The sequence below is a fragment of the Caballeronia sp. NCF2 genome (assembly GCF_023631205.1).
In the GTDB taxonomy this organism is placed as follows: domain Bacteria; phylum Pseudomonadota; class Gammaproteobacteria; order Burkholderiales; family Burkholderiaceae; genus Caballeronia; species Caballeronia zhejiangensis.
Genome location: NZ_JALQDN010000013.1, coordinates 1 through 24,954, shown reverse-complemented (window position 1 = coordinate 24,954; position 24,954 = coordinate 1). Strand labels below are relative to the sequence as shown.

Genomic DNA, 24,954 nt, shown 5'->3' with positions numbered 1-24,954 from the left:
CCCCCCCCCCCCCCCCCCCCCGCCCCCCCCCCCCCCCCCCCCCGCCCCCCCCCCCCCCCCCCCCCCCCCCCCCCCCCCCCCCCCCCCCCCCCCCCCCCCCCCCCCCCCCCACGGCGGTTTTTTTTTTTTTCCCGCGTCGTGTCGGGTCGCGCGTCAGGTCGTCGTCGCGCGATCGATCACTTTGAAGCGCGCACGCTTCTGCGCGCGCACGACCGACTGATACGCCTCCAGATATTGCCGAGCCATGCGATGCGACGTGAAGCGCTCCTCGAAGCGATTGCGCACGCGCTCGCGCGACAGCGTATGCAGACGATTCACCGCGGCCACCGCACCGATTTCATCCTCGACGATGAAGCCAGACACGCCCTCGTCCACCACTTCCGGCACCGAGCCGCGATTGAACGCGATGACCGGCGTGCCGCACGCCATCGCCTCGATCATCACGAGGCCGAACGGCTCGGGCCAGTCGATCGGAAACACGAGCGCGTGCGCGCCCGACAGGAATTCGGCTTTCTGACTGTCGTTGATCTCGCCGACGTACTCGACATACGGCAGCTCCAGCAGCGGCGCAATCTCGCGCTCGAAATACTCGTGGTCGGCGAAATCGACCTTGGCGGCAATCTTGATCGGCAAGCCGCATCGGCCCGCGATGCGAATGGCCGTATCGACGCGCTTTTCCGGCGAAATGCGTCCGAGGAACGCCAGATACTTCTGCTCCACCGGCTGCGGCACGTAGAGCTTCTCCGGCAAGCCGTGATAAACGGTGCTGACCCATTTCGCCTGCGGCAGCGGATGCCGCTGCGCGTCGGAAATGGAGATTACGGGCGCGGTGTTGAACGTATCGAATACGGGCTGCTGCTCGGGCAGATCGAGCCGGCCGTGCATTGTCGTCACGAACGGCGTGTCCTGGCGCTTGAACAGCGAGAACGAGTAATAGTCCATGTGAAAGTGCAGGACATCGAACTCTTCGGCGCGGCGGCGCACGAGTTCCATCAGCAGCATGTGCGGCGCGATGCGGTCGCGGATCGCCGGGTCGAGCCGCAACGCGCGCGGCCACACGGGTTCCAGGTTGGCGCTGGTCTGCGAATCGCCGGTGGCGAAGAGCGTCACCTCGTGACCGAGCTCGACGAGCGCCTCGGTCAGGTACGACACCACACGCTCGGTCCCGCCATAGAGCTTCGGCGGCACCGATTCCGTCAGCGGAGCAATCTGGGCAATTCTCATCGTTCTCGTCTCCATGCGGATATCGACGTGCGGCCGATCGCTTGCCAGCCGCGGCGCGCACCGAGTATGACAGCGGATCGTAAGGCCGGACAACGAGGTTTGCCCTTACGAATCGTTCCGCCATCCGCTGCGATGAAGCCCATTATCGAGTGCGGATGCGCCCGTTCCGGACGTCTCTTGCACTTTCATCGCTCTGTTACAGCACGGAAACATTCGTTTCCGGCGACGGTTACCGTTCGGCGTCGCCGCGCAGATCGGCGAGGAAGTTGTCGCGCCACACGCCCAGATCGTGCTTGCGCAGCGCCGCCATGTTGGTCTCGTAGCGCTGCTTGCGCTCGGCGAGCGGCATCGCCAGCGCGCGGCCGATGGCCTCGCTCGTGCCGACGATATCATGCGGATTGACCATCACCGCGCCGGTCATTTCATCGGCCGCGCCGGCGAACTGGGAAAGCACGAGCACGCCGGGATCGTCGGGATTCTGCGCCGCGACGTATTCCTTCGCGACGAGATTCATGCCGTCGCGCAGCGGCGTGACGAGCCCGATCTGCGATTCGCGAAACAGCGACATCAGCTTCCAGCGGTCGTATCGCTGATTGAGATAGCGGATCGGCGTGTAATCGAGCCCGGAGTAACGTCCGTTGATGCGCCCCGCTTCGTATTCCAGGTTCTGGCGAATCTGCTGATAGGTTTCGACGTCCGAGCGCGTCGGCGGCGCGATCTGCACGAGCGTGACATTGCCGCGCCACTCGGGCGACTTTTCCAGAAAATGCTCGAACGCGCGGAAGCGCTCGACCAGTCCTTTCGAGTAATCGAGCCGATCCACGCTCATGATGAGCTTACGGCCTTCGAGGCTCTGCTTCAGGTCCATCACGTCCTGACGCGCCTCGCCGCGTTCGGCCTGCTCGGCGATTTCATCGGGAAACACGCCGATGCGATAAACGTTCGTCCGCAGCTTGCGTCCGAAAGCCTCGACGTGGCCGTCGGGCGTCGCGGTGCCGTGCGCGTGCCGGACGATGTAGTCGTGAAACGCGACGCGATCGCTTTCCGTCTGAAACCCGACGACGTCATAGCAGCACAGCGACTTCACCAGTTCCTCGTGCGGCGGAATGTTCAACAGGATCTGCGGCGACGGAAACGGAATGTGCAAAAAGAAGCCGATGCGATTCGTGATGCCCGCCGAGCGCAGCGCCTCGGCGAACGGGATCATGTGATAGTCGTGGACCCAGATGATGTCGCCGGGTTCGAGCAGCTTGATGAGCTTGTGCGCGAGCCACGCGTTCACGCGCCGGTAGCCCGCGTACTCGTCCCGGTCGTAGACGGCGAGATCGTTGCGATAGTGGAAAACCGGCCACAGCATCGCGTTCGAGAAACCGCGGTAGTACTGGTCGTAGTCCTTTTTCGGCAGGCCGACGGTCGCAAAGGTCACCGCGCCGTCCTGTTCGAGTTTCGGTCCCTGATTCGCGACGGTTTCGCTCACGACGTCGCCGCTCCAGCCGAACCAGACGCCGCCGCTGTCCTTCAGCGCGCCGAAGACGCCGACGGCGAGCCCGCCCGCGGAGCCCTTGGTTTCGGTCGGCGTGGCGACCCGGTTGGATACGACGACGAGACGGCTCATAGACTTTCCTTTTCCTCTTCGAACGTGATTAACGTGACTTAACGTGACTTTCTCAGCATCAACCCGAGATTTTCGACCCGGAAACGCCGCGCGGGTTTCCGTCAGGTCTTTTCTGCCGGCGCCGGCGCGGTGGACGCCGCCGCGTGCGCCCTCGGGTCCGGCCCGGTCGGCTCGCCGCGGCTCGCGACCGGATCGGCGGCCGTATTCGCCGTGCTTGCCGCGTGTGCCGTGCCCGCCCTTTCGAGCGGCGGCGCGAAATCGACGTGACTTTCCTTGTCGGTCGACAGATCCGCCCGCGCGCGCGGCAGATAGTGCGGATAAGTCGCCTGCACGAAGTTCACGAGCCCTTCGCGCACGCGGCAGCGCAAATCCCAATTCAGCGCCGAGTCGAACGAACTGACGAGCACGCGCAGTTGCATCGCGCGATCGGTGGCGTCGGTGACCTGCAGCACCTGCACACGGCCATCCCATTCCGGCGCGTGCTCGAGGATGCGCTCCAGCTCCTCGCGCAGCGGCGCGAGCGGCATCCGGTAATCAACATACAGAAACACCGTGCCGATGATCTGCGAACTGTTGCGCGTCCAGTTCGTGAACGGATTTTCGATGAACCACTGCAACGGCACGATAAGCCGCCGCTGATCCCAGATGCGGATCGACACGTACGTGCCCGTGATTTCCTCGACGCGTCCCCATTCGCCCTGAATCACGACGACATCGTCGAGGCGAATCGGCTGCGACAGCGCGATCTGCAAGCCCGCAATCAGATTGCCGAGCACCGGCCGCGCGGCGATACCGGCGACGAGCCCGGCGACGCCCGCCGACGCCAGCAGGCTCGCGCCGATCTGCCGCACGCTCGGAAACGCCATCAGCGCCGCGCCGAAACCGATGATTACGATCACCACCATCACCGAGCGCGCGAGCACGCGCGCCTGCGTGTGGATGCGGCGGGCGTTGAGATTGTCGTCGGTGTCGAGCGGATGCGCCTGCACGATCGCCTCGCCCACCGCGCCCGCCGAGCGCGCCGCGAGAAACGTGAGCGCGACGATCAGCGCGACGGTCTCGACATCGCGCAGCACGCCGATGAACGGCAGCGTATCGGGCGCCTCGAAGATCATGAAACCGAGCCCGAGGATGATGAGCAGGATGAGCGCGGGCGTGTCGATATAGCGCAGCACGACGCTCATCAGCGGATAAGGACGCGCGATGCGCACGAGAATGCGCGCGCCGATGCGATGCGCGGCAACCGCAAACGCCACCGCGATGACGGCCACGACGAGCGCGCCGGGCCAGGTGCCGAGCGGACGTTCCGCAAGATTCAGGAAATGGTCGAGTGAGAGCATGAGCGTCGCGGGATCAGCCTCGAGAAAGTGAAAGCGGCGAGGAGGATACGGCGGTCGCATCGCACGGATGCGTGGTGCTGCGCGATATTGCGCCAGGTTGCAGACAGCAGCGGCGATGGCCGTCCGGGCGCGGCCGTCGCCTCTTGGTTCAGCAAGCGTGACGCCAGTGCTCCGGCGTCACCAGATGTTCAGCGTTCCGCCTTGCAGGGAAACGCCTTGCCGAGTCCGAGCGAAACCATCGTGGTCGCGTTGAAATCGGCCTTGTCGGGATTGTTGGCGATGTACTTGCGCACCGCGTCCGTAAGCTGCTGCGGCTTCACGTCCGCCGGCAGGCAGAAGTACTGGCCGACCTGCGGCCCGGAGGTTCCGCCGATCGCCTCGATCGTGTTGTAGATGCCGTCCGCCGCGCCTTCGATATAGGCCGCGCAGGCGGTCCGTGAGTTGGGATCCGTTTTGGTGCAGAGCTTGTTCAGATCGTTGCCGGTAAACGCGAACGCACAGACGGGCGTCGCGAGAGCACAGGCGAGGACGAATTCCCGCAGCATGGTCTTCCTTTTATGTTGAGCGGCGGCTTGGTCGGAGCAACGGGTTCGGAGCGATGCGCGGCCGCGCCTGACCGCGCTCGCCCCGTGACTTGATGTCGCGCCGTTATTTTGCACCGTTTGAGCCGCTTTGCGCAGCGCCGCCGCCTTGTTGCATCGAGTCCAGACGCGCCTTCAGACCTTCGGCGACATCTTTCTCGTTGTACTTCTGCGCGAAATCCACCGCCGTCAGGCCGAGTTGATTCTTCACGCGCAGATCGGCGCCCGAGTCGAGCAGCAGCTTGACCGTCGAAAGATGACCGCCGCGCGCCGCCATCATGAGCGGCGTCGTGCCGTTGGGCGAACCCGCGTCGATATAGGCCGAATGGTCGACCAGAATCTTCACGATGTCGTCATGGCCGTTGGTCGCGGCGTAGTGCAGCGGCGTCCAGCCTTTCTTGTTCACTTCGGCGTCCTTGGCGATCAGCAGATTCACGAAGGTCGCGTCGCCATTGAGCGCGGCAAGCATCATCGCGTTTTCGCCGGCGGGATCAAGCTTCTCAAGATCGGTCTTTGGGTTGTCGGCGAGCAACTGGCCGACCTTGCCGGACTTCTCGCGCGCGGCGATCACGAGGATCGGCGTGCCCGTGTTGTCGACGGTGTTCGGGTCCGCGCCCTGCGCGAGCTGCTTCTTGACCGCCGATACGTCGTCGAACTTGACCGCCTTGATGAGCGAGTCCACGGACGCGGCCCAGACCGGCTGAGCGATCGCGCAGGCCGCCAGCAGCGCGCCGGCGACGAGTCCGCGCACGGCCGTGCCCTTGCGCGCACCGCGCGTCGTGTTCAGAGTGGAAACCATCGGGGAAGTGTTCATAAGTGACCTTCGAATTGCCTTGGAACAGTTTTTTTGCGCGCGGGCCGGCCGCCCTCAGACTGGCCGCGCGATCTTGAAGAGCCGGAAGAAGTTGTCGGTGGTCGCCTGCGCGACGGCCTCTTCCGGCTGCTCGCGCAACTGCGCGATGAAACGTCCGACATAACTCACGTACGCAGGTTCATTCGGCTTGCCGCGATACGGCACCGGCGCGAGGTACGGCGAATCTGTTTCGATGAGCAGGCGATCGATCGGCACGCGCCGCGCGACGTCCTGCACATCGGTTGCCTTCTTGAACGTGACGATGCCCGACAGCGAGATATGGAAATTCTGCGCGAGCGCCCGTTCGGCGATCTCCCACGGTTCGGTGAAGCAATGCATGACGCCGCCCGGCACGTCCGCGCGCTCTTCCTGCATGATGCGCAAGGTGTCGTCCGACGACGACCGCGTGTGGATGATGAGCGGCTTGCCCGTCGCGTGCGCGGCGCGGATATGCGTGCGAAAGCGTTCGCGCTGCCATTCCATGTCGGCGATGCTGCGCCCTTCCAGCCGATAGTAGTCGAGCCCGGTTTCGCCGATCGCGCAAACTTTCGGATGCTTCGCCAGCTCGACGAGTTCCGCGACGCTCGGCTCGCGCATATCCTCGTGGTCGGGATGCACTCCGACCGACGCATAGACGTTTTCGTGCTGCTCGGCGATCGCGAGCACCGAAGGCAGCGTCTCGAGATCCACCGACACGCACAGCGCATGTGTCACAGAATGCGCGCGCATCTTGTCGAGGACGTCGGGCAATCGGTCCGCGAGCCCTTCGAAGTTGATATGACAGTGTGAATCGACAAACATCGGGTGCTCCTTGGTGCATTCCTTGCGGCGCGGCTCGACGGTCTCTGCCGCTCAGGCCGCTCTGGCCGCTCAGGCCGTATAGATCCCGCGATAGCCCATGAACAGTTCCTCGAACACGAGGCGCGCGTTCAGCGGATGATTTTCCACCGCGCGCTGCCGCGTGACCGTCTTCATGTAGCGCGCGAGCGCGGCCGGATCGGCGCTTTGCGCGCAACGTGCGAGCGCCTTCGCCGCGGCGGGGAAATAGCGCGGACGGCTAGCCGTGCGTTGCGCGAGCAGATCGTAAAGCCAGCGCTGCAACCAGCCGAGCACGAGCGGCACCGGCAGCTTCTGCAGGTTTTCGCCGCACGCGAAGGCATCGCAATTCGGTCCGGCGGCAAGTTGCGCGAGCGTGAAGTCGCGCAAGGCGCGGTTCTCGTCGTTCGCCAGCGCGAGCGCAGCGAGCGGCGCGCCGCCCGCCTGCGCGAGGAGCGCCGCCGGATCGTCGACGCCTTGCGACGCGAGCCACGCACTCGCTTCGTTCGCCGGCGGCACACTCATCGGCCACTGACGGCAGCGGCTGATGATCGTCGGCAACAGCCGGTCGACGCGCGCCGACACCAGCAGGAACACGACGCCCGACGGCGGTTCTTCGAGCGTCTTCAAGAGCGCGTTCGCCGCTGCGACGTTGAGCGCCTCGGCCGGATACAGCACGACGACGCGCAAGCCGCCCCGATGCGAGCCCACGCCACAGAAATCCAGCAGCCCGCGCACCTGCTCGATCTTGATTTCCTTGCTCGGCGTGCGGGTCTTCTTGCCTTCTTCGCCATCGGCTTTGTCGGCGGGAGCGTCGGCTGCGTCGCCGGTTGCGGCAAGGCCCGCGAGCGCTTCGGGCAGCACCGCGCGGTAATCGGGATGATTGCCTTGCGAGAACCAGTGACACGCCGGACAAGTCCCGCACGGCTCGCCATTCGCGGCGGGCGTCTCACACAGCAAACCCTGCGCGAGATGCTGGGCGAACTGCAGCTTGCCGATGCCCGCTTCTCCGTGCAGCAGGAGCGCGTGCGGCCAGTGCGCGCGCAATTGCTGCAGACGCTGCCAGTCGTCGGTTTGCCAGGGATAGATCATCGATAGATTCTTTTGAATTCAGACGCTTGCGATAACTTCTTCGAGCTTTTTGCGAATCTCGTCGATGGAGCGCGTCGAATCGACGATGAAAAAGCGCTGCGGCGATTCATCCGCGCGGCGCAGATACTCGCTGCGCGTGCGCTCGAAAAACGCCTCGGATTCGCTTTCGAACTTGTCGGGGGCGCGCGCGGCCGAGCGGCGCTCGCTCGCGGTGTCGGTCGGCACGTCGAAAAGCACGGTCAGATCGGGCTGGAAACCGCCCTGCACCCAGCGTTCGAGCGCTTCGAGCTTGTCGCGCGGCAGACCGCGGCCGCCGCCCTGATACGCGAACGTGGCGTCGGTGAAACGGTCCGACAGCACCCAGTCGCCGCGCGACAGCGCCGGTTCGATCACCTGCGCCAGATGCTCGCGGCGCGCGGCGAACATGAGCAGCGCTTCGGTTTCGAGGTCCATCGGCTGATTCAGCAGGATGCCGCGCAGGGTTTCACCGAGCGGCGTGCCGCCCGGCTCGCGCGTCATGACGACACGATGCCCGCCCGGTTCCACTTTGGCTTCGAGCCGTTCGCGGAACCAGTCCAGATGCGTGGTCTTGCCCGCGCCGTCGATGCCTTCGAACGTGATGAACTTGCCGCGCGCCATTCATTGACCCCGGATGTATTTGTCGACGGCCTTGTTGTGGTCGCCGAGATTGTCGGAAAAGATGCTGCTGCCGTCGCCGCGCGACACGAAATACAGCGCGTTGCTCGAGGCGGGATTGAGCGTGGCGTTCAGTGCGGCCACGCCGGGCAGCGCGATCGGCGTCGGCGGCAGGCCCATGCGCGTGTAGGTATTGTACGGAGTGTCCGTCTGCAGGTCCTTTTTCTTCAGCTTGCCGCCGTAGGCCGGGCCTAAGCCGTAGATCACGCTCGGGTCCGTCTGTAGCGGCATGCCGATGCGCAGCCGGTTCGCGAACACCGCCGCGACGAGCGGCCGGTCCGCAGCGCGCCCCGTCTCCTTCTCGACGATGGACGCCATCACGAGCGCTTCATAAGGCGTCTTGTAAGGCAGATTCGGTGCGCGCGTGTTCCACGCTTCCGTGAGGCGCGCCTGCATCAGCCGATACGCGCGTTTGTAGACGGCGAGATCGCTCGTGCCTTTGTCGAACAGATAGGTGTCGGGGAAGAACAGGCCCTCGGCGGACGCCTTGTCGACTTCGGCCGCGCCAATCGCGCGCAGCAGGTCGGTGTCGGTCATGCCGACGGTGTCGTGCTTGAGCGCGGGATTGCTGTCGAGCTCGCCGCGCATTTTCTGCAGCGTCCAGCCTTCGATGACGGTCGCGACATATTCGTTGACGTCGCCGCGCGCGATCTTCTCCAGCACCTCATAAGGCGTGATGCCGGTCTTGAATGCGTAATTGCCCGATTTCAGTTGCGCGGACAGGCCGAGCACGCGCGTCATCAGCACGAAAAGCTCGGGCTCGACGGGCACGCCCCCGCGGTTCAACTGGGCGCTCACGCTGCGCAGGCTGCTGTGGGGCTTGATGGTGACGTCGAGTTCGGGCGTCGGCAATTCCATGGGCCGGTTGGCCCACCAGTACACGCCGCCCGCGACGGCTGCCGCGAGCACGGCGGCGAGCACCGCTGCCACGACGCATTTCTTCAGAAAGGACATGCGAAACACGCTTGAGATAAGACCAATATAATAACTTGCCGCCTGCGCCAGAGCCGCATTCCCGGGCCCGCGCCCAAACGATAGGATTGACAGCCCGCCGACTCATGAATTCCCAGACCATCGCTCTCGCCGCTTCAGACTTCGATTCCGTCAAGACCGCCGGCGCATACATGCCGCTCACCCAGTTCGGCGTGATCGGCGTCAAGGGCGAGGACGCCGCCTCGTTCCTGCACAGTCAGCTTACGAACGACGTCCAGCATCTCGACGCGTCGACCGCGCGTCTCGCGGGCTACTGCTCGGCCAAGGGCCGGCTCCTCGGCTCGTTCCTGATGTGGCGCACCGCCGACGCCGTGCGTCTCCTGATCGCACACGACGTGCAGGCGGCCGTGCAGAAACGCCTGTCGATGTTCGTGCTGCGCGCGAAGGCGAAGCTCACCGACGCGACGCCCGAAGTGGCCGCCGTCGGCTTCGCGGGCGACGTGCGCGCGGCGCTCTCCGGCATTTTCGATGCGCTGCCCGACGGCGTGCACGTCAAGGTCGAAGGCCCGCACGGTTCGCTGATCCGCGTGCCGGACGCGGCGCATCGGCCGCGCTTCCTGTGGGTCGGCCCGAAAGCCGATGTCGAGGCGCAACTCGCGAAACTCGATGAAAAACTCAAGCGCGTGCCCGAGCAGATGTGGGACTGGCTCGACATCCACGCGGGCGAGCCGCGCATCACGCACGCGACGGTCGAGCAGTTCGTCCCGCAAATGGTCAACTTCGACGTGCTCGGCGCGGTGAACTTCAAGAAGGGCTGCTATCCCGGGCAGGAGATCGTCGCGCGCAGCCAGTATCGCGGCACGATCAAGCGGCGCACGGCGCTCGCGCACGTCGAGAGCGCGACGCCCGGCGCGGAGCTCTTTCATTCGGACGATCCCGGCCAGCCGTGCGGACTCGTCGTCAACGTCGCGCCCGCGGAGCATGGCGGCGTCGATTGTCTCGTCGAGATCAAGCTCGCGGCGCTTGACAATGGCTCGGTGCATGTCGGTTCCGCCGATGGTCCCGCGCTCACTTTCGTGCCGCTGCCCTACGCGTTTCCGGCCGACGCCTGAGGTCGAGCGCGCATGTGTCTGATCGTCTTCGACTGGCAACCCGCGGCGTCGCAGGAAAACGGCCGCGCATTGCTGACGCTTTCCGCCAATCGCGATGAATTCTTTCGCCGCGACGCCGAACCGATGCACTGGTGGCAAGACGCGCCAGACGTGCTCGCCGGCCGCGATCTGACGGGCGGCGGGACGTGGCTCGGCGTATCGCGCGACGGGCGCTTCGCGGCGCTGACCAACTATCGCGCGCCGGGCGACATGCAGCCGAATGCGCCGACGCGCGGCACGCTCGTGAGCGCTTTTCTCGCGGGCGAGCGCATGGCGCCGCTCGACTATCTGCAGGGCGTGGCGCGCGAAGGGCATCGGTATAACGGGTTCAATCTGCTTTGCGGCGACTTCTTGCGGCGCGAACTCGGCTGGTACGGCAATCGTGCCGACGCGCCGCCCGCTTTGCTCGATGCAGGCGTGCACGGTTTGTCGAACAGCCTGTTGAATACGCCGTGGCCGAAGCTCGTCGCGCAGCGGGAGGCGCTGTGCGATCTGATTCACGCCGATGAACGCCCGTCGCTCGATGTGCTCATCGAGACGTTGCGCGACCCGCGCATCGCGAACGACGAACATCTGCCATCGACGGGGATTTCGATCGAGCGGGAGCGCGTGCTGTCGGCGGCGTTCATCGAAACGGCCGATTACGGCACGCGCAGCACGACGGCCTTGCGCGTGAATCCGGCGGCGCTCGGGTTAGCGCTGGAAATCAAGGAACGCAGCGACGATGACGGCTCGCATCGCGTCGTGAGGCCGGGGGCGTTTGAGCGGGCTTTTTCGTTTGAGATCGGTTGATCAGCGTTTCCTTCGTGTGAGATACAGGATCGCAGCGATCAGCACGACGGCAATGGCATCGACCGCAACGAGCGCGGGAAGAGGATCGGTCCACTTGTCCATGTTCGTCGTGCGCGCGTAGTACGGCGGACCGTCGCCGTATGCTTCATTGAGGTTGTACACATTCAATGTGGCGACGAGAAGCAAGATGAACAGCGCGCCGAGATAGATGAAGGAGCGAGGCGTTTTCCTGGTCATGGGCCGATAATTCGGATTCTAATCATGGGTGAGCCGGCTTCTACAGCGTCCCGAACGCCTCCCGCAACGCCCTCACCGCATCCGCGTGCGCCGCCGCTACTTCCGGCACGAAACCGCCCATCTTGAAGAATTCGTGAATCATGCCTTCGTAGCGCTTGAGCGTGACCGGCACACGCGCGTCTTCGAGTTTCGCCGCGAACGCAGTGTCTTCGTCGTGTAGCGGGTCGTAGTCCGCCGCCGCGATCCACGCCGGCGCGACGCCCGCGAAATCCGGCGTACCGCGCGCCGCATCGAGCGGCGCGAAACGCCAATCGTCGCGATCGCGATCATCACGCAGATACTGCGCGAAAAACCACTGAATCGTTTCGCCTGAGAGCAGATACCCGTCCGCGAGGCGCGCATGGGAATCGCTCTTTTGCCACGCGCTCGTGCCCGGGTAGATCAGCAATTGCAGTTTCAGGTCGATGCCCGCATCGCGCGCGAGCACCGCGCACACGATCGCGAGCGTGCCGCCCGCGCTGTCCCCGCCAACCGCGAGCCGCGCCGGATCGATGCCGAGCGTCGGAGCCTCCCGCGCCAGCCATTGCAGCGCATCGAAGGCATCGGTCACGGCGACGGGAAACTTGTGCTCCGGCGCAAGCCGGTAATCGACCGATACGACCGCGCATTGCGCATCGTGCGCGAGCTTGCGGCACAGCGCGTCGTGCGTCGCCACGCTGCCGACGGTGAAGCCGCCGCCGTGAAAATAAAGAAGCCCCGGAGAAGGCTGCGCCCAGCTCGGCTCGATCGGATGATAGACGCGCACGCCGATCGTTGCGCCATCGCGCACGGGAATCCGCAGATCCTCGATGGCGTGCACCGGCAATGGCGCGATATCGAGAATCTGGGCGCTCATCGCGTAGGCTGCGCGCGCCTCTTTCGGCGTGAGCGTGTGATACGGCGGTCGATTCGCGCGCGCGACCATCTCCAGAATTTGCGCGATCTTTGGATTGAGCGGCATCGGCGGAAAGAGCGTCAAAGGGACACGATCATGCCACGAACCGTGCACATCAACGCGGACGTTTCAGGGACATCGGATCGGTCGGGTTGCGCAGTTGCGCGATATCGTCGAGCCGCAGTTGCACCGACGGCATGATGGCCGGATGCGTGATGACATAGAAGCGCCCTTCGCGCACCGCATCGAACGTCAAATCGGCGATGTCGCGCGCCGACAGCTTCCCGCCCTCTACCGCCCGCGTGAGTTGCCGCGCCGCGAGCTTTTGCGAGGCGGTGTACGGCGCGTCGTTGGCGAGCGCGTCGGGGCGCGAGCGCTCGGCATCCGCGATGCCAGTCGGCACGAACGCCGGACACAGCAGCGACACGCCGATCATCGACGCGCCCGCCAGCCGCAAATCGTGATGCAGCGTCTCGGTCAGCGCGACGACCGCGTGCTTCGATGCGTTGTAGACGCCCATCGCGGGCGCGGCGAGCAGGCCCGCCACCGACGCCGTATTGACGATATGCGCCGGCTCGTTCTGTTCGAGCATGATCGGCACGAACGCGCGCAGGCCGTTCGCGACGCCCATCACGTTCACGCCGAAGACCCATTGCCAGTCGTTCGCGCTGTTCTCCCACACGAAGCCGCCCGCGCCGACGCCCGCGTTGTTGAAGAGCATGTGCACGCCGCCGTAAGTGTCGAGCGATGCCTGCGCGAGCGCGTGCACCTGAGCGGCGTCGGATACGTCCGTCGTGATGCCGATCGCGTCCCCGCCCGCCGCGCGTAGCGCATCGACAGTCGCGGCGAGCCCGGCGGTGTCGAGATCGGCGAGCACGAGCTTCATGCCGAGCGCCGCGCCCTTCTTCGCGAACTCGCGCCCGAATCCGCTGCCCGCGCCCGTGATGACGGCGACCTTGCCTTCGAAGCGATCCATCACACGAGTTTCACCAGTTGCTTGCCGAAGTTCTTGCCGCGCAAGAGGCCGAGAAATGCCTCAGCCGCATTCTGGAGCCCTTCGGCGATGCTCTGGCGAAAATGCAGCTTCTTCGTCGCGACACGCTCGCCGAGTTCGTTCAGCGCCTGCGGCCAGACATCGAGATGTTCGGAGACGATGAAGCCCTGCAGCTTCAACCGCTGCGTGAGGATCAGCCGCGGCGCGTCCAATTGCGTCGGCTTGCCGTCGTAACCGGAGATCATCCCGCATACGGCGATGCGCCCGAACGCGTTCATGCGCGCGAGCACGGCATTGAGCACGTCGCCGCCGACGTTCTCGAAGTAGCCGTCGATGCCATCGGGCGTCGCGGCTTTCAGATCTTCGTGCAGCTTGCCCGCCTTGTAATCGACGCACGCATCGAAGCCGAGCGTCTCGACGACATAGCGGCACTTGTCCGCGCCGCCCGCGATGCCGACCACGCGGCAGCCCGCCGCCTTCGCCAGTTGCCCGACGACGCTGCCCACCGCGCCGCTCGCCGCCGACACGACGACCGTCTCGCCCGCCTTCGGCTCGATGATGCGGTTCAGTCCGTACCACGCCGTGACGCCCGGCATGCCGACCGCGCCGAGATACGCGGAAAGCGGCACGCGCGAGGCATCGACCTTGTTCAGGCCGGTGCCATCGGATGTGCCGTATTCCTGCCAGCCGAACATGCCGACGACGCTATCGCCCGCCTTGAACGCCGGATTGCGCGATTCGCTCACGACGCCCACGGTGCCGCCGATCATCACTTCATCGAGCGGTTGCGGCGCGGCGTACGACTTCGCGTCGTCCATGCGGCCGCGCATGTACGGATCGAGCGACAGATAGTGATTGCGCACGCGCACTTCGCCGTCCTTCAGCGGCGCAAGCGGCGTCTCGACGAGCCTGAAATTCGACACCGACGCCTCGCCTTGCGGACGCGACACGAGCAGGATTTGTCGGTTGATCTGTGCGTCTGCCATGCTGAACCTCCTTCGCTCGAATGGTGTTCAGGCGTCGCTCGGACCGGGCGTCGCCTTCGGATCGGACCGCATCTTCTGCCGGACGATGTCGCGCCCGACCGCGAGCCGCTTCATGTACTTGAACGTGCCGAGCGCCTTTGCGACGAAGTGGCCTTCGCTGTCGCGAATCTCGCCTTCGCAATAAGCCATCGTCGTCGAGCGATGCAACACGCGGCCGTAACCGCGCAATTCGCCGCGCCCGGGCTGCATGAAATTGACCTTCATCTCGACGGTGACGACGCCGATGCCATCGCCCGCGACGCTGCGTGCGGCGAGCGCCAGCGATGCGTCGAGCATCGTCATCGTGACGCCGCCGTGCGCGATGCCCCAGGTGTTCAGGTGTTCGTCGCGAAGCGGCAGCCGCACTTCGCTTTCGCCGTCCTGCGCCTTGACGAGCTCGACGCCGAGCGTATCGATGAACGGGCTCTCGAGCGCGACGCCGTTGCTTGCAGGTTGATCGGAAGAGGACATCGCGCTCACACTTCGTAGTCGACGCATTGACGCGCTTCGCGGATCGCCGCGACGAAGTCCTTCAGCGCCTGATGTTTCGGATGCACCTGATACGTTTCGAGCGCCGCCTTGTCGTCGAAGTCGGACACGAGCACCACGTCATAGGTGCAATCGAAACCCGGCTGCGCGGTGCCGACTTCGAAATGCCCTTGCCCTTTCACGATGCTGCGGCAGGTTTCGAGCTTCGCCTTCAGCTTCTGCGCGTTTTCGGCGCGGCTCGCGCCCTCGGCGTTTTCCTTCAGCTTCCACATAACGATGTGACGTAGCACGGCGACTCCTGTTATCGAACGAATCTCGAAGCGTAGCAAAAATCGCCGGGCCGCAAATGCTCACACGATTTCGAAAAGGCCCGCCGCGCCCTGTCCGCCGCCGATGCACATCGTGACCACGACGAACTTCGCGCCACGCCGCTTGCCTTCGATGAGCGCGTGACCCGTCAGGCGCGCGCCCGACACGCCGTACGGATGCCCAACCGCGATCGCGCCGCCGTTCACGTTCAGGCGCTCGTCGGGAATGCCGAGCCGGTCGCGGCAATAGAGCACTTGCACGGCGAACGCTTCGTTCAGCTCCCACAAGCCGATATCGTCGACGGACAGGCCCGCGCGCTTCAAAAGCTTCGGCACGGCGAACACCGGACCGATGCCCATTTCGTCCGGCTCGCAGCCCGCGACCGCGAAGCCGCGAAAAATGCCGAGCGGCGCGAGACCTTCCTTCTCGGCGAGCGTCGCGCTCATCACGACGCACGCCGACGCGCCATCCGAGAACTGGCTCGCGTTGCCCGCCGTGATGACGCCGCCAGGCAGCGCGGTGCGAATCTTCGACACGCCTTCGAGCGTCGTATCGGCGCGGATGCCTTCGTCGGCGGCGAGCGTCACTTCTTGCGTGAACATGCGCCCCGTCGCTTGATCGGCGATGCCGGCAAGCACGGTGATCGGCACGATTTCATCGTCGAACTTGCCCGCCGCCCGCGCCGCCGCCGCGCGCTGCTGCGAGCGCACGCCGTATTCGTCCTGCCGCTCTTTCGCTATCTCGTAGCGCTTCGCGACGTTCTCGGCGGTCTGCAACATCGACCAGTAGATTTCGGGCTTGTGTTGCCTGAGCCAGCCTTCGGTCGGCATGTGACGGTTCAGCTCGTTCTGCACGCACGAGATCGATTCGACGCCGCCCGCGACGAACACATCGCCCTCGCCCGTCATCACGCGCTGCGCGGCAAGCGCGATCGTCTGCAAGCCCGACGAGCAGAAGCGGTTCACCGTCATGCCGGGGACGGAAACCGGCAAGCCCGCGCGCAACGCGATCTGCCGCGCGATGTTCGCGCCCGTCGCGCCTTCCGGATTCGCGCAGCCCATGATGACGTCCTCGACGCGCGCCGGATCGATGCCCGCGCGTTCGACGACCGCCTTCGTCACATGGCCGCCGAGCGTCGCGCCGTGCGTCATGTTGAGCGCGCCGCGCCACGATTTGGCGAGCGCGGTGCGCGCCGTCGATACGATGACTGCATCGGTCATGTCGTTGCCCCCGCTTTGAGAATTTCGTCCGAGCTCACGCGTTGCACGCCCGCATCGCGCATGTCGTTCCATGCTCGGTCGAGCGAGCCGTTCAGATCGATCGCGCGGCACGCGTCCTCGATCACGATGACGTCGAAGCCCGCCGCACGCGCATCGAGCGCGGACCACGCGACGCAATAGTCCGTCGCCAGTCCGGCGAGCCACACGCGTCTTGCGCCGACGTTGCGCAGATAGCCTTCGAGACCGGTCGGTGTCGAACGGTCCGCTTCGAGAAACGCCGAATAGCTGTCGACGTGTTCGTGATGCCCCTTGCGAATCACGAGCCGCGCGTGCGGCACATGCAGATCGCGATGCAGCGCCGCGCCTCGCGTGTCCTGCACGCAATGCACCGGCCACAGCACCTGTTCGCCGTAAGGCAAGGTCATCGTCTCGAATGGCGCGCGGCCCTCGTGATTCGCCGCGAACGACACATGCGAGCGCGGATGCCAGTCCTGCGTCAGCACGACATGCGGGAACGCGCGCGCAAGCCGATTGATGACCGGCACGACTTCATCGCCGTGTGCGACGGCAAGCGCGCCGCCCGGCATGAAGTCGTACTGCACGTCCACGGCGAGGAACACGTCTTCGACAGGTTTGATATCAGCCATTGAAGCGTCCATTCGATTGCGCGAGTTCGGTGACGCGCGCGGCGGGTTGCCACGCGTAGCCGTTGGGCTGCTTCGCGTATTTGCGCATCGCGCGTTCCACCTTGTAGAGGCCGATGGTGTCCGCATACAGCATCGGGCCGCCGCGCCAGAGCGGAAAGCCGTAGCCCGTCAGATAAACCATGTCGATGTCCGACGCCTTGCCCGCGATGCCTTCCTCGAGAATCTTCGCGCCTTCGTTCACGAGCGAAAGCACGAGACGCTCGACGATCTCTTCATCGCGGATCTTGCGCCGCTCGACGCCGCGTTCCTTCGAATACGCGACGATCATGTCATCGACCACGTTCGACGGCAGCGCGTCGCGCTTGCCCGGCTGATAGTCGTACCAGCCCGCGCCGGTCTTCTGGCCGAAGCGGCCCATCTCGCACAGACGATCCGCGACGCGCGAATAATGCAGCTCCGGCTGCTCCCGATAACGCCGCTTTCTGATCGCCCAGCCGATGTCGTTGCCCGCGAGATCGCTCATGCGAAAGGGCCCCATCGCGAAGCCGAAGTTTTCGATCGCGCGATCGATCTGCGCCGGCAGCGCGCCTTCCTCCAGCATGAAGAGCGCTTGGCGGATGTACTGCTCGATCATCCGGTTGCCGATGAAGCCGTCGCATACGCCCGACACCACCGCCGTCTTTATGATTTTCTTCGCGAGCTGCATGACCGTTGCGAGCACGTCCTTTTCGGTCTTCGCGCCGCGCACGACTTCGAGCAGCTTCATCACGTTCGCGGGGCTGAAGAAGTGCATGCCGATCACGTCGCCGGGACGCTTCGTGAACGAGGCGATCGTGTCGAGATTCAACGTCGATGTATTCGATGCGAGGATCGCGCCGGACTTTGCGATTTCGTCGAGCTGACGGAAGACCTGTTCCTTCACGCTCAAGTCTTCGAACACGGCTTCGACGATCAGATCGGCCTGGGCCAGATCGCCAAAGGCAAGCGTCGGCGCGATGAGCGCCATGCGCTCTTCGACCTTTTCCTGCGTGAGCTTGCCCTTCTTGACCTGCGCCTCGTAGTTGCGCCGGATCGTCGCGATGCCGCGATCGAGCGCGTCCTGCTTCGTTTCGAGCAGCACGACGGGCAGGCCGGCGTTGAGAAAGTTCATCGCGATGCCGCCGCCCATCGTGCCCGCGCCGATCACGCCGATGCGCTCGATCTTCCTCACGGGCGTGTTCGACGGGACATCGGCGATCTTGGCAGCCGCGCGTTCGCCGAAGAACGCATGCCGCAACGCGCGGCTTTCGGGCGTCTGCACGAGCGCGAGAAAGCATTCGCGCTCGAAGGCGAGACCGCGCTCGAAACCTTCCTTCACGCCTTTTTCGATTGCATCGATGCACTTGTGCGGCGCCGGGAAATGCTTCGCGACTCCCGCGACACTGTTGCGCGCGAACTGGATGAAACCCTCGGCGTTCGGATGCTCGATCTGGCGATCGCGGACTTTCGGATGCGGACCGCCGCGATCGGCGGCCCGCCGTGCGAACGACAACGCGCTTTCCAGCAGATCGCCGTCGGCGAGTTCATCGAAAAGCGCGGTTTGCGCGAGCTTTTCTGAGGGCACCGGCGCGCCCGACACGATCATGTTCAGCGCCGTTTCCAGCCCGACCACGCGCGGCAGACGCTGCGTGCCGCCCGCGCCCGGCAAAAGCCCGAGCTTCACTTCCGGCAGCGCGATCTGAGCACCGGGCACGGCGACGCGGTAATGCGCGCCGAGCGCGAGTTCCAGACCGCCGCCCATCGCGACGGCGTGAATCGCCGCGACTACGGGGTTCGCGCTCGCTTCGAGCGTCGCGATGACGGTCATGAGCGTCGGTTCCTGCGTGGCTTTCGGCGTGTTGAATTCGGTGATGTCCGCGCCGCCCGAGAACGCCTTGCCCGCGCCGATGATGACGATGGCGCGCACGTCGGCATCGTCGTTCGCGCGCTCGACACCTTCGACGATGCCGAGCCGCGTCGAATGCCCGAGACCGTTGACCGGCGGATTGTCGAGCGTAATGACGGCGACGCCGTCGCGGATCGTGTAGTCCACTGCCATGAACGTGTCTCCTGTCGACCGGATATGAGATCGATTGTGGGCGATCGGGGCAGAATACACAAAAAAGCACGATCGTTCAAACGACGCGTTTCGCGCCAATCGATCGCCAGAAATGCACGAAGCCCCGGCGCGCGCACCGCGAGCCGGGGCTTTCGATGACGCAAGAAAAAGCTAGACCGGATTCTCCGCGGCGTTGGGCAACACGTAATCGCGAAACTGCTCGCGCAGGCGCACTTTCTGCAGCTTGCCCGTCGCGGTGTGCGGCAGTTCCTCGGCGAACACGACATCGTCCGGAATCCACCACTTCGCGACCTTGCCCTCGAAATGCGCGAGCAGTTCCTCGCGCGTGACGGTCGCGCCCGGCTTCAGCACCGCGACGATCAGCGGCCGCTCGGTCCACTTCGGATGCGAGCACGCGATGCACGCCGCTTCCGCCACCTGCGGATGCGACACCGCGATGTTCTCCAGATCGATGGAGCTGATCCATTCGCCGCCGGACTTGATCACGTCCTTGCTGCGATCGGTGATCTGCATGAACCCGTCTTCATCGATGGTCGCGACATCGCCGGTCGGGAACCAGCCGTCGACGAGCGGAGAATCGTCCCGGCGAAAATACCGATCGATGACCCACGGCCCGCGCACATGGAGATCGCCGAACGATTTGCCGTCCCACGGCAGTTCGGTGCCGTCGTCGCCGACGACTTTCATGTCCACGCCAAAGAGCGCGTGGCCCTGCTTTTCCAGCGAGCGGCGCTGCTCGTCGAGCGGACGCTGCTTCTGCCTGAAACTGAGGCGCGACAAGGTGCCGAGCGGCGACATCTCCGTCATGCCCCACGCGTGGATCACTTGCACGCCGTACTCTTCCTCGAAGATGCGCAGCATCGCGGGCGGACACGCCGAGCCGCCGATCACCGTGCGCTTCAACGTCGAGAAACGCACGTTCTGCTGCTTCATGTACGTGAGCAGGCTCATCCACACCGTCGGCACGCCGGCGGAATAGGTGACGCCTTCGGCTTCCATCAATTCGTAGAGCGACTTGCCGTCCAGATCCTTGCCGGGAAAGACGAGCTTCGCGCCGACGAGCGGCCCCGCGTGCGGAATGCCCCACGCGTTGACGTGGAACATCGGCACGACGGGAAGGATCGCATCGCTCGACGATGCGCCCATCGCGTCCGGCAACGCCGCGCCGTACGCGTGCAGCACCGTCGAGCGATGCGAATACAGCGCGCCTTTCGGATTGCCCGTCGTGCCCGACGTGTAGCAGAGAAACGATGCCTGACGCTCATCGAGCATCGGCCATGCGTAGTCGCCGTCGTGCTCGCCGATGAGGCTTTCGTAGCTCATCACCGGCACGCTCATGTTCGACAGATGTTCGGCGATGCACGCGGCATCGCCGAGCGCGATCCAGCCCTTCACGTTCGGGCACTGCGGCGCGATCAGTTCGACGAGCGGACCGAAAGTCATGTCGAAGCAGACATACGAATCGTCCGCATGATCGATGATGAACGCGATCTGATCGGGAAAGAGACGCGGGTTGATCGTGTGACACACGGCGCCCATGCCGCTGATGCCGTAATAGCATTCGAGATGTCTGTAGCCGTTCCACGCGAGCGTGCCGATGCGCTCGCCCTGCTCGACGCCGAGCGCGGTCAGCGCCTGCGCCAGTTGTTTCGCGCGCTTCTCGCAATCGCGGTAGGTGTAGCGGTGGATATCGCCTTCGATGCGCCGCGACACGATCTCGTTGTCGCCGAAGTGGCGTGAGGCATGAGACAGCAGGGACGACGCGAGCAGCGGTATGTCCATCATCTGCCCGTAGAGCGGCGACGTCATAGGCGAAGTCCTCGAATCTGGCGAATGCTGATCGGATGGCCGGGCCGCGCTCTGCAGGCCCGCGGGCGCGGAATTACAATATCGTTTAACTCAGAGGCGCTCAACATGTCGTTTTCCCCAAGCAATGCCGTGCGCGCGGCGCGCGACGAGACGCCCGCCGACGCGCGTTCCGTGAACGAAATCGCCAGCGCGATCCGGGTCGGCGAGCCGGGCTCCTTCGCCGCGCTCGGCACCGCTTTTCTCACCCGTCTTCCTGCCGCGCCCGTTCCCGATCCGTATCTCGTCGGGATGTCGCGCGAGATGGCCGAAACGCTCGGATTCGATCCGCAAGTCGCCACCGGCCCTGAGAAAGACGCGTTCGCCGCCTTCTTCGCCGGCAATCCGACGCGCGACTGGCCAGCCGATGCCCTGCCCTATGCCGCCGTCTATTCGGGGCATCAGTTCGGCGTGTGGGCGGGACAACTGGGCGATGGCCGCGCGCTCACGCTAGGCGAAGCGGAGCACGACGGCGCGCGTCTCGAAGTGCAACTGAAGGGCGCGGGCCGCACGCCCTATTCGCGCATGGGCGATGGCCGCGCGGTGCTGCGGTCGTCGATCCGCGAGTTTCTGTGCTCGGAAGCAATGCATCATCTCGGCATCCCGACGACGCGCGCGCTCACCGTCATCGGCTCGGACTTGCCGGTGCGGCGCGAGATCGTCGAAACGGCGGCGATCGTCACGCGCGTGTCGCCGAGCTTCGTGCGCTTCGGCCACTTCGAGCATTTCTATTCGAACGATCGCATCGACGAGCTGAAGACGCTCGCCGATCACGTCATCGACCGGTTCTATCCGCATTGCAGGGATGCCGACGATCCGTATCTCGCGCTGCTCGACGAAGCCGTGCGCTCCACCGCCGATCTGATGGCGGAGTGGCAAGGCGTCGGCTTCTGCCACGGCGTGATGAATACCGACAACATGTCGATCCTCGGCCTCACGATCGATTACGGTCCGTTCGGCTTCATGGATGCCTTCAACGCGCATCACGTCTGCAATCATTCGGATACGCAAGGACGCTATTCGTATGGGCGCCAGCCGCAGGTCGCGTACTGGAATCTCTTCTGTCTCGCGCAGGCGCTCGTGCCGCTCTTCGGCGCGAATCTGCCCGAGGAGGGCCGCGCCGAGCGCGTGGTGGAAGAGGCGCAAAAGGTGATGGAGCGCTACAAGGATCGCTTCGGGCCGGCGCTCGTCGCGAAGATGCGCGCGAAGCTCGGCCTCGATATCGAGCGCGAAGGCGACGACAAGCTCGCCAACGGTCTCTTCGAAATCATGCATGCGAATCGCGCGGACTTCACGCTGACGTTCCGGAACCTGTCGAAGCTCTCGAAATCCGACGCGAGCCGCGACGCGCCCGTGCGCGATCTGTTCCTCGATCGCGCCGCATTCGATGCGTGGGCCGCGCAGTATCGCGAGCGCCTCGCCCACGAGCCGCGCGACGACGCCGAGCGCGCCGCGGCGATGAATCGCGTGAATCCGAAGTACGTGCTGCGCAATCATCTGGCGGAAAACGCCATCCGGCGCGCGGCGGAAAAGGATTTTTCGGAAGTGGCGCGTCTTCTGGACGTGCTGCGCCATCCATACGACGAACAGCCCGAATACGAAGCCTACGCGGGCCTGCCGCCCGACTGGGCGAGCGATCTCGAAGTCAGTTGTTCTTCGTAGGATCGCCCTCATATACCAGGCCTTCCCGGCCAGATCAAAGGAACGACAGATGAGCCACGACGCCACCCCGACGAGCTATCCGCTGCAAAAGGACGACGCCGAGTATCGCCGCGAACTCGACGACATGCAGTACCAGGTCACGCGCCACGCCGCGACCGAGCGCCCCTTCACGGGCAAATACTGGGATCACAAGGAGCGCGGCGTCTATGACTGCGTGTGCTGCGGCACGCCGCTGTTCGAATCGGACACGAAGTTCGACGCCGGCTGCGGGTGGCCGAGCTACTTCAAGCCGATCAACGGCGAAGTGATCCAGGAGAAGACCGACCGCTCACACGGCATGCTTCGCATCGAAGTCGTGTGCAAGAACTGCGGCGCGCATCTCGGCCACGTCTTCGAGGACGGCCCCGCGCCGACCGGCCTGCGGTATTGCATCAACTCGGCTGCGCTACAATTCGAACCCAAGTAAGCGCGAGCCCGTCCATTTCGTCGTACCGGCGCCCGCCGCTTCTCGCGGGCGCTTTTTTCTCGCGCGCCTCGCATCCATCCGATGCCCATCACGTCCGCACGCCAATGAAATTTCTGTTCGATCTGTTTCCGATCATTCTCTTTTTCGTCGCATTCAAGGTCTGGGGCATCTATACCGCGACGGCGGTCGCGATCGCGGCGACGCTCGTGCAGATCGCCTGGGTCGCGTTTCGGCATCGCAAGGTCGATCCGATGCTGTGGGTCAGTCTCGGCGTGGTCGTCGTGTTCGGCGGCGCGACGCTCGTGCTGCACAACGATACCTTCATCAAATGGAAGCCGACGGCGCTCTACTGGCTCTTCGCGTTCGCGCTGATCGTCGCGCAGATCGGCTTCAGAAAGAATCTCATCGAAGCGATGATGGGCAAGCAGATCGTGTTGCCGCATCGCGTATGGGGCCAGTTGAATGTCGCGTGGGCGGTGTTTTTCGCGCTGCTCGGCATCGTCAATCTTTTCGTCGCGTATAACTTCACGACGGATCAGTGGGTGAACTTCAAGCTCTTCGGCGCGACGGGCTGTCTCGTCCTGTTCATCGTCGCGCAAAGCTTCTGGCTTGCTAAATACATGAAGGAGGACGGGCAATGAGCGCATCGTTCGATTTCACGAGCGCATCGGCGGCGGACAAGATCGCGCATCTCGAAGCGCGTCTGAATGCCACGCTGCGGCCTCAGTCGGTGCATATCGACGACGACAGCGCCGCGCACGCGGGCCATGCGGGCGCGGCCGCCGGCAGCCATTACACGGTGACGATCGTCGCGGAATGCTTCGCGGGCAAGGCACGCGTGGCGCGACATCGACTGGTGTATGATGCGCTGGCCGAGGAGATGCGGCGCGGCGTGCACGCGCTCGCCATCCGGGCCTACACGCCGCAAGAGTTCGCAGAACAATTCGAATAAACCCGCGCGCGGTTCGACCCTAAGCCTTGCCTCTTAAATCTCGCCTTTGAAGGCGTCTGTTTGTTCAGTTAGGAACCTCCGATGACTTTGAAAAAAACCCGCGTCTGGGTGTTGCTGGCTGCATTCGCGGCTGCTCCTGCGTTTGCGCAAAACATCGCCGTCGTCAACGGCACGCCGATTCCCACGTCGCGCGCCAATGCGCTCGTGAAGCAACTCGTGGCGCAAGGTCAGCAGGATTCGCCGCAGCTTCAGCAGGCGGTGCGCGAGGAACTCATCAACCGCGAAATCCTGATGCAGGAAGCCGCGCGCGAAGGCATCGCGACGCGTCCCGACGTGAAGGCGCAGGTCGCCGTCGCACAGCAGACCGTGGTGTTGCGCGCGCTGATCGAAGATTTCGTTAAGAAGAACACGCCGACCGACGCCGAGATCAAGGCGCGCTATGACGAGCTCGTCAAGCAAAACGGCGGCGGCAAGGAACTGCATCTGCATCACATTCTCGTCGAGGACGAAGCGCAGGCGAAGGATCTGATCGCGAAGATCAAGGCCGGTGCGAGCTTCGAAGATCTCGCGAAGCAATATTCGAAGGACCCGGGATCGGGCAAGAACGGCGGCGATCTGGACTGGTCCTCGCCTTCGGCTTACGTGCCTGAATTCGGCGCGGCCGCGGAGAAGCTGAAGAAGGGCGAAATGACGTCCGAGCCGGTGAAGACGCAGTTCGGCTGGCACATCATCCGTCTGGACGATGCGCGTGATGTCGCCCCGCCGCCGTTCGATCAGGTGAAGGCGCAGATCGCGCAGCAAATGCAGCAGGAAAAGCTGCAGGCGTTCGAGGAAGGCTTGCGGAACAAGGCGGTGGTGAAGTAAGCGCGCTTGCTTGTTCGTTGGTAACAAAGCCGCCCTTCGGGCTAATGCCGTTCAGTTAAGGTCTTTTCTTAGATAGCGAACGGTGTACCGTTTAGGGCGGGATTTGACGACCCGGTCGC

Annotated in this window: 25 protein-coding genes and 1 pseudogene; 7 read left to right on the top strand and 19 right to left on the bottom strand. The window is 64.6% G+C overall.

Features of this window, described 5'->3' with window-relative positions; genetic code table 11:
- Positions 1–153: 153 nt before the first annotated feature.
- The 9 genes from NCS02_RS07410 to mltG form a co-directional block, all read right to left on the bottom strand.
- The gene (locus tag NCS02_RS07410) at positions 154–1,224 is read right to left on the bottom strand and encodes a glycosyltransferase family 4 protein (RefSeq protein ID WP_008349671.1); all 1,071 of its coding nucleotides are present in this window, start codon (positions 1,222–1,224) and stop codon (positions 154–156) included.
- 229 nt (positions 1,225–1,453) lie between these two features.
- The gene (otsA, locus tag NCS02_RS07405; RefSeq protein WP_175982897.1) at positions 1,454–2,839 is read right to left on the bottom strand and encodes an alpha,alpha-trehalose-phosphate synthase (UDP-forming); all 1,386 of its coding nucleotides are present in this window, start codon (positions 2,837–2,839) and stop codon (positions 1,454–1,456) included.
- Positions 2,840–2,940: 101 nt separating this feature from the next.
- Positions 2,941–4,179, bottom strand: coding sequence for a mechanosensitive ion channel family protein (locus NCS02_RS07400; protein ID WP_250519456.1), 1,239 nt, complete (start codon positions 4,177–4,179; stop codon positions 2,941–2,943).
- A 188-nt stretch (positions 4,180–4,367) separates the two neighbouring features.
- On the bottom strand, positions 4,368–4,724 hold the full coding sequence (locus NCS02_RS07395; protein WP_008349679.1) for a Rap1a/Tai family immunity protein: 357 nt from the start codon (positions 4,722–4,724) through the stop codon (positions 4,368–4,370).
- A 103-nt stretch (positions 4,725–4,827) separates the two neighbouring features.
- On the bottom strand, positions 4,828–5,574 hold the full coding sequence (locus NCS02_RS07390) for an ankyrin repeat domain-containing protein (protein WP_250519455.1): 747 nt from the start codon (positions 5,572–5,574) through the stop codon (positions 4,828–4,830).
- A 54-nt stretch (positions 5,575–5,628) separates the two neighbouring features.
- Positions 5,629–6,414, bottom strand: coding sequence for a TatD family hydrolase (locus tag NCS02_RS07385; protein WP_175982899.1), 786 nt, complete (start codon positions 6,412–6,414; stop codon positions 5,629–5,631).
- Positions 6,415–6,483: 69 nt separating this feature from the next.
- On the bottom strand, positions 6,484–7,521 hold the full coding sequence (locus NCS02_RS07380; protein ID WP_008349685.1) for a DNA polymerase III subunit delta': 1,038 nt from the start codon (positions 7,519–7,521) through the stop codon (positions 6,484–6,486).
- A gap of 18 nt (positions 7,522–7,539) precedes the next feature.
- Positions 7,540–8,160: a dTMP kinase gene (gene tmk / locus NCS02_RS07375; protein ID WP_008349687.1), complete on the bottom strand. Its 621-nt coding sequence runs from the start codon at positions 8,158–8,160 to the stop codon at positions 7,540–7,542.
- Complete coding sequence (mltG, locus tag NCS02_RS07370; RefSeq protein ID WP_008349688.1) at positions 8,161–9,171, bottom strand: endolytic transglycosylase MltG; 1,011 nt, start codon at positions 9,169–9,171, stop codon at positions 8,161–8,163. It lies immediately after the preceding gene.
- A 104-nt stretch (positions 9,172–9,275) separates the two neighbouring features.
- On the opposite strand from mltG, the gene ygfZ reads away from it, so the two are divergent.
- Together ygfZ and NCS02_RS07360 are read left to right on the top strand one after the other, a co-directional pair.
- Entirely contained in the window at positions 9,276–10,262 is a 987-nt protein-coding gene (ygfZ, locus tag NCS02_RS07365; protein ID WP_250519454.1) for a CAF17-like 4Fe-4S cluster assembly/insertion protein YgfZ, read from the top strand.
- Positions 10,263–10,274: 12 nt separating this feature from the next.
- Complete coding sequence (locus tag NCS02_RS07360) at positions 10,275–11,093, top strand: NRDE family protein (RefSeq protein WP_244808081.1); 819 nt, start codon at positions 10,275–10,277, stop codon at positions 11,091–11,093.
- Here NCS02_RS07360 and NCS02_RS07355 read toward each other — a convergent pair whose 3' ends face one another.
- From NCS02_RS07355 to NCS02_RS07310, 10 genes are all read right to left on the bottom strand, one after another.
- Positions 11,094–11,330, bottom strand: coding sequence for a hypothetical protein (locus tag NCS02_RS07355; RefSeq protein ID WP_008349694.1), 237 nt, complete (start codon positions 11,328–11,330; stop codon positions 11,094–11,096).
- 40 nt (positions 11,331–11,370) lie between these two features.
- Entirely contained in the window at positions 11,371–12,330 is a 960-nt protein-coding gene (locus tag NCS02_RS07350; protein ID WP_008349697.1) for an alpha/beta hydrolase, read from the bottom strand.
- 49 nt (positions 12,331–12,379) lie between these two features.
- A complete protein-coding gene (locus NCS02_RS07345) occupies positions 12,380–13,240 on the bottom strand; it encodes an SDR family oxidoreductase (protein ID WP_034473386.1) in 861 nt (286 codons plus the stop codon).
- Entirely contained in the window at positions 13,240–14,244 is a 1,005-nt protein-coding gene (locus NCS02_RS07340; RefSeq protein ID WP_250519453.1) for an NADP-dependent oxidoreductase, read from the bottom strand. Before NCS02_RS07340 ends, NCS02_RS07345 begins: the two co-directional genes overlap by 1 nt.
- A gap of 27 nt (positions 14,245–14,271) precedes the next feature.
- Positions 14,272–14,754 (bottom strand): PaaI family thioesterase, encoded by a 483-nt coding sequence (locus tag NCS02_RS07335; RefSeq protein ID WP_008349701.1) that lies wholly within the window; start codon positions 14,752–14,754, stop codon positions 14,272–14,274.
- 5 nt (positions 14,755–14,759) lie between these two features.
- Positions 14,760–15,062, bottom strand: a complete 303-nt coding sequence (locus NCS02_RS07330; RefSeq protein ID WP_250519452.1) for a Dabb family protein — start codon at positions 15,060–15,062, stop codon at positions 14,760–14,762.
- Between the two features lie 60 nt (positions 15,063–15,122).
- On the bottom strand, positions 15,123–16,301 hold the full coding sequence (locus NCS02_RS07325) for an acetyl-CoA C-acyltransferase (protein WP_250519451.1): 1,179 nt from the start codon (positions 16,299–16,301) through the stop codon (positions 15,123–15,125).
- The gene (gene pncA / locus NCS02_RS07320; RefSeq protein WP_249798848.1) at positions 16,298–16,948 is read right to left on the bottom strand and encodes a bifunctional nicotinamidase/pyrazinamidase; all 651 of its coding nucleotides are present in this window, start codon (positions 16,946–16,948) and stop codon (positions 16,298–16,300) included. The genes NCS02_RS07325 and pncA overlap by 4 nt, the downstream gene beginning before the upstream one ends.
- Positions 16,941–19,025 carry a 3-hydroxyacyl-CoA dehydrogenase NAD-binding domain-containing protein gene (locus NCS02_RS07315; RefSeq protein WP_250522959.1) on the bottom strand — a complete coding sequence of 695 codons (2,085 nt, stop codon included), beginning with the start codon at positions 19,023–19,025 and terminating at the stop codon, positions 16,941–16,943. The genes pncA and NCS02_RS07315 overlap by 8 nt, the downstream gene beginning before the upstream one ends.
- A gap of 171 nt (positions 19,026–19,196) precedes the next feature.
- The gene (locus NCS02_RS07310) at positions 19,197–20,855 is read right to left on the bottom strand and encodes a 3-(methylthio)propionyl-CoA ligase (protein ID WP_250439714.1); all 1,659 of its coding nucleotides are present in this window, start codon (positions 20,853–20,855) and stop codon (positions 19,197–19,199) included.
- 216 nt (positions 20,856–21,071) lie between these two features.
- Between NCS02_RS07310 and NCS02_RS07305 the strand changes: the two are divergent.
- The 5 genes and pseudogenes from NCS02_RS07305 to NCS02_RS07285 form a co-directional block, all read left to right on the top strand.
- Positions 21,072–22,553, top strand: a pseudogene (locus NCS02_RS07305) (protein adenylyltransferase SelO); the annotation flags it as partial.
- Between the two features lie 49 nt (positions 22,554–22,602).
- Complete coding sequence (gene msrB, locus NCS02_RS07300) at positions 22,603–23,019, top strand: peptide-methionine (R)-S-oxide reductase MsrB (protein ID WP_008349708.1); 417 nt, start codon at positions 22,603–22,605, stop codon at positions 23,017–23,019.
- Between the two features lie 104 nt (positions 23,020–23,123).
- Positions 23,124–23,660: a septation protein A gene (locus NCS02_RS07295; RefSeq protein WP_008349709.1), complete on the top strand. Its 537-nt coding sequence runs from the start codon at positions 23,124–23,126 to the stop codon at positions 23,658–23,660.
- Positions 23,657–23,971 (top strand): BolA family protein, encoded by a 315-nt coding sequence (locus NCS02_RS07290; protein ID WP_244808076.1) that lies wholly within the window; start codon positions 23,657–23,659, stop codon positions 23,969–23,971. The genes NCS02_RS07295 and NCS02_RS07290 overlap by 4 nt, the downstream gene beginning before the upstream one ends.
- Before the next feature lie 81 nt (positions 23,972–24,052).
- Positions 24,053–24,835: a peptidylprolyl isomerase gene (locus NCS02_RS07285; protein ID WP_008349712.1), complete on the top strand. Its 783-nt coding sequence runs from the start codon at positions 24,053–24,055 to the stop codon at positions 24,833–24,835.
- The last annotated feature ends 119 nt before the right edge of the window (positions 24,836–24,954 follow it).

Excerpts from the sequence above, each read along its gene's own strand:
- NCS02_RS07410 (WP_008349671.1), bottom strand. The coding sequence starts at position 1,224 with ATGAGAATTGCCCAGATTGCTCCGCTGACGGAATCGGTGCCGCCGAAG.
- otsA (WP_175982897.1), bottom strand. The coding sequence starts at position 2,839 with ATGAGCCGTCTCGTCGTCGTATCCAACCGGGTCGCCACGCCGACCGAA.
- NCS02_RS07400 (WP_250519456.1), bottom strand. The coding sequence starts at position 4,179 with ATGCTCTCACTCGACCATTTCCTGAATCTTGCGGAACGTCCGCTCGGC.
- NCS02_RS07395 (WP_008349679.1), bottom strand. The coding sequence starts at position 4,724 with ATGCTGCGGGAATTCGTCCTCGCCTGTGCTCTCGCGACGCCCGTCTGT.
- NCS02_RS07390 (WP_250519455.1), bottom strand. The coding sequence starts at position 5,574 with ATGAACACTTCCCCGATGGTTTCCACTCTGAACACGACGCGCGGTGCG.
- NCS02_RS07385 (WP_175982899.1), bottom strand. The coding sequence starts at position 6,414 with ATGTTTGTCGATTCACACTGTCATATCAACTTCGAAGGGCTCGCGGAC.
- NCS02_RS07380 (WP_008349685.1), bottom strand. The coding sequence starts at position 7,521 with ATGATCTATCCCTGGCAAACCGACGACTGGCAGCGTCTGCAGCAATTG.
- tmk (WP_008349687.1), bottom strand. The coding sequence starts at position 8,160 with ATGGCGCGCGGCAAGTTCATCACGTTCGAAGGCATCGACGGCGCGGGC.
- mltG (WP_008349688.1), bottom strand. The coding sequence starts at position 9,171 with ATGTCCTTTCTGAAGAAATGCGTCGTGGCAGCGGTGCTCGCCGCCGTG.
- ygfZ (WP_250519454.1), top strand. The coding sequence starts at position 9,276 with ATGAATTCCCAGACCATCGCTCTCGCCGCTTCAGACTTCGATTCCGTC.
- NCS02_RS07360 (WP_244808081.1), top strand. The coding sequence starts at position 10,275 with ATGTGTCTGATCGTCTTCGACTGGCAACCCGCGGCGTCGCAGGAAAAC.
- NCS02_RS07355 (WP_008349694.1), bottom strand. The coding sequence starts at position 11,330 with ATGACCAGGAAAACGCCTCGCTCCTTCATCTATCTCGGCGCGCTGTTC.
- NCS02_RS07350 (WP_008349697.1), bottom strand. The coding sequence starts at position 12,330 with ATGCCGCTCAATCCAAAGATCGCGCAAATTCTGGAGATGGTCGCGCGC.
- NCS02_RS07345 (WP_034473386.1), bottom strand. The coding sequence starts at position 13,240 with ATGGATCGCTTCGAAGGCAAGGTCGCCGTCATCACGGGCGCGGGCAGC.
- NCS02_RS07340 (WP_250519453.1), bottom strand. The coding sequence starts at position 14,244 with ATGGCAGACGCACAGATCAACCGACAAATCCTGCTCGTGTCGCGTCCG.
- NCS02_RS07335 (WP_008349701.1), bottom strand. The coding sequence starts at position 14,754 with ATGTCCTCTTCCGATCAACCTGCAAGCAACGGCGTCGCGCTCGAGAGC.
- NCS02_RS07325 (WP_250519451.1), bottom strand. The coding sequence starts at position 16,301 with ATGACCGATGCAGTCATCGTATCGACGGCGCGCACCGCGCTCGCCAAA.
- pncA (WP_249798848.1), bottom strand. The coding sequence starts at position 16,948 with ATGGCTGATATCAAACCTGTCGAAGACGTGTTCCTCGCCGTGGACGTG.
- NCS02_RS07315 (WP_250522959.1), bottom strand. The coding sequence starts at position 19,025 with ATGGCAGTGGACTACACGATCCGCGACGGCGTCGCCGTCATTACGCTC.
- NCS02_RS07310 (WP_250439714.1), bottom strand. The coding sequence starts at position 20,855 with ATGACGTCGCCGCTCTACGGGCAGATGATGGACATACCGCTGCTCGCG.
- msrB (WP_008349708.1), top strand. The coding sequence starts at position 22,603 with ATGAGCCACGACGCCACCCCGACGAGCTATCCGCTGCAAAAGGACGAC.
- NCS02_RS07295 (WP_008349709.1), top strand. The coding sequence starts at position 23,124 with ATGAAATTTCTGTTCGATCTGTTTCCGATCATTCTCTTTTTCGTCGCA.
- NCS02_RS07290 (WP_244808076.1), top strand. The coding sequence starts at position 23,657 with ATGAGCGCATCGTTCGATTTCACGAGCGCATCGGCGGCGGACAAGATC.
- NCS02_RS07285 (WP_008349712.1), top strand. The coding sequence starts at position 24,053 with ATGACTTTGAAAAAAACCCGCGTCTGGGTGTTGCTGGCTGCATTCGCG.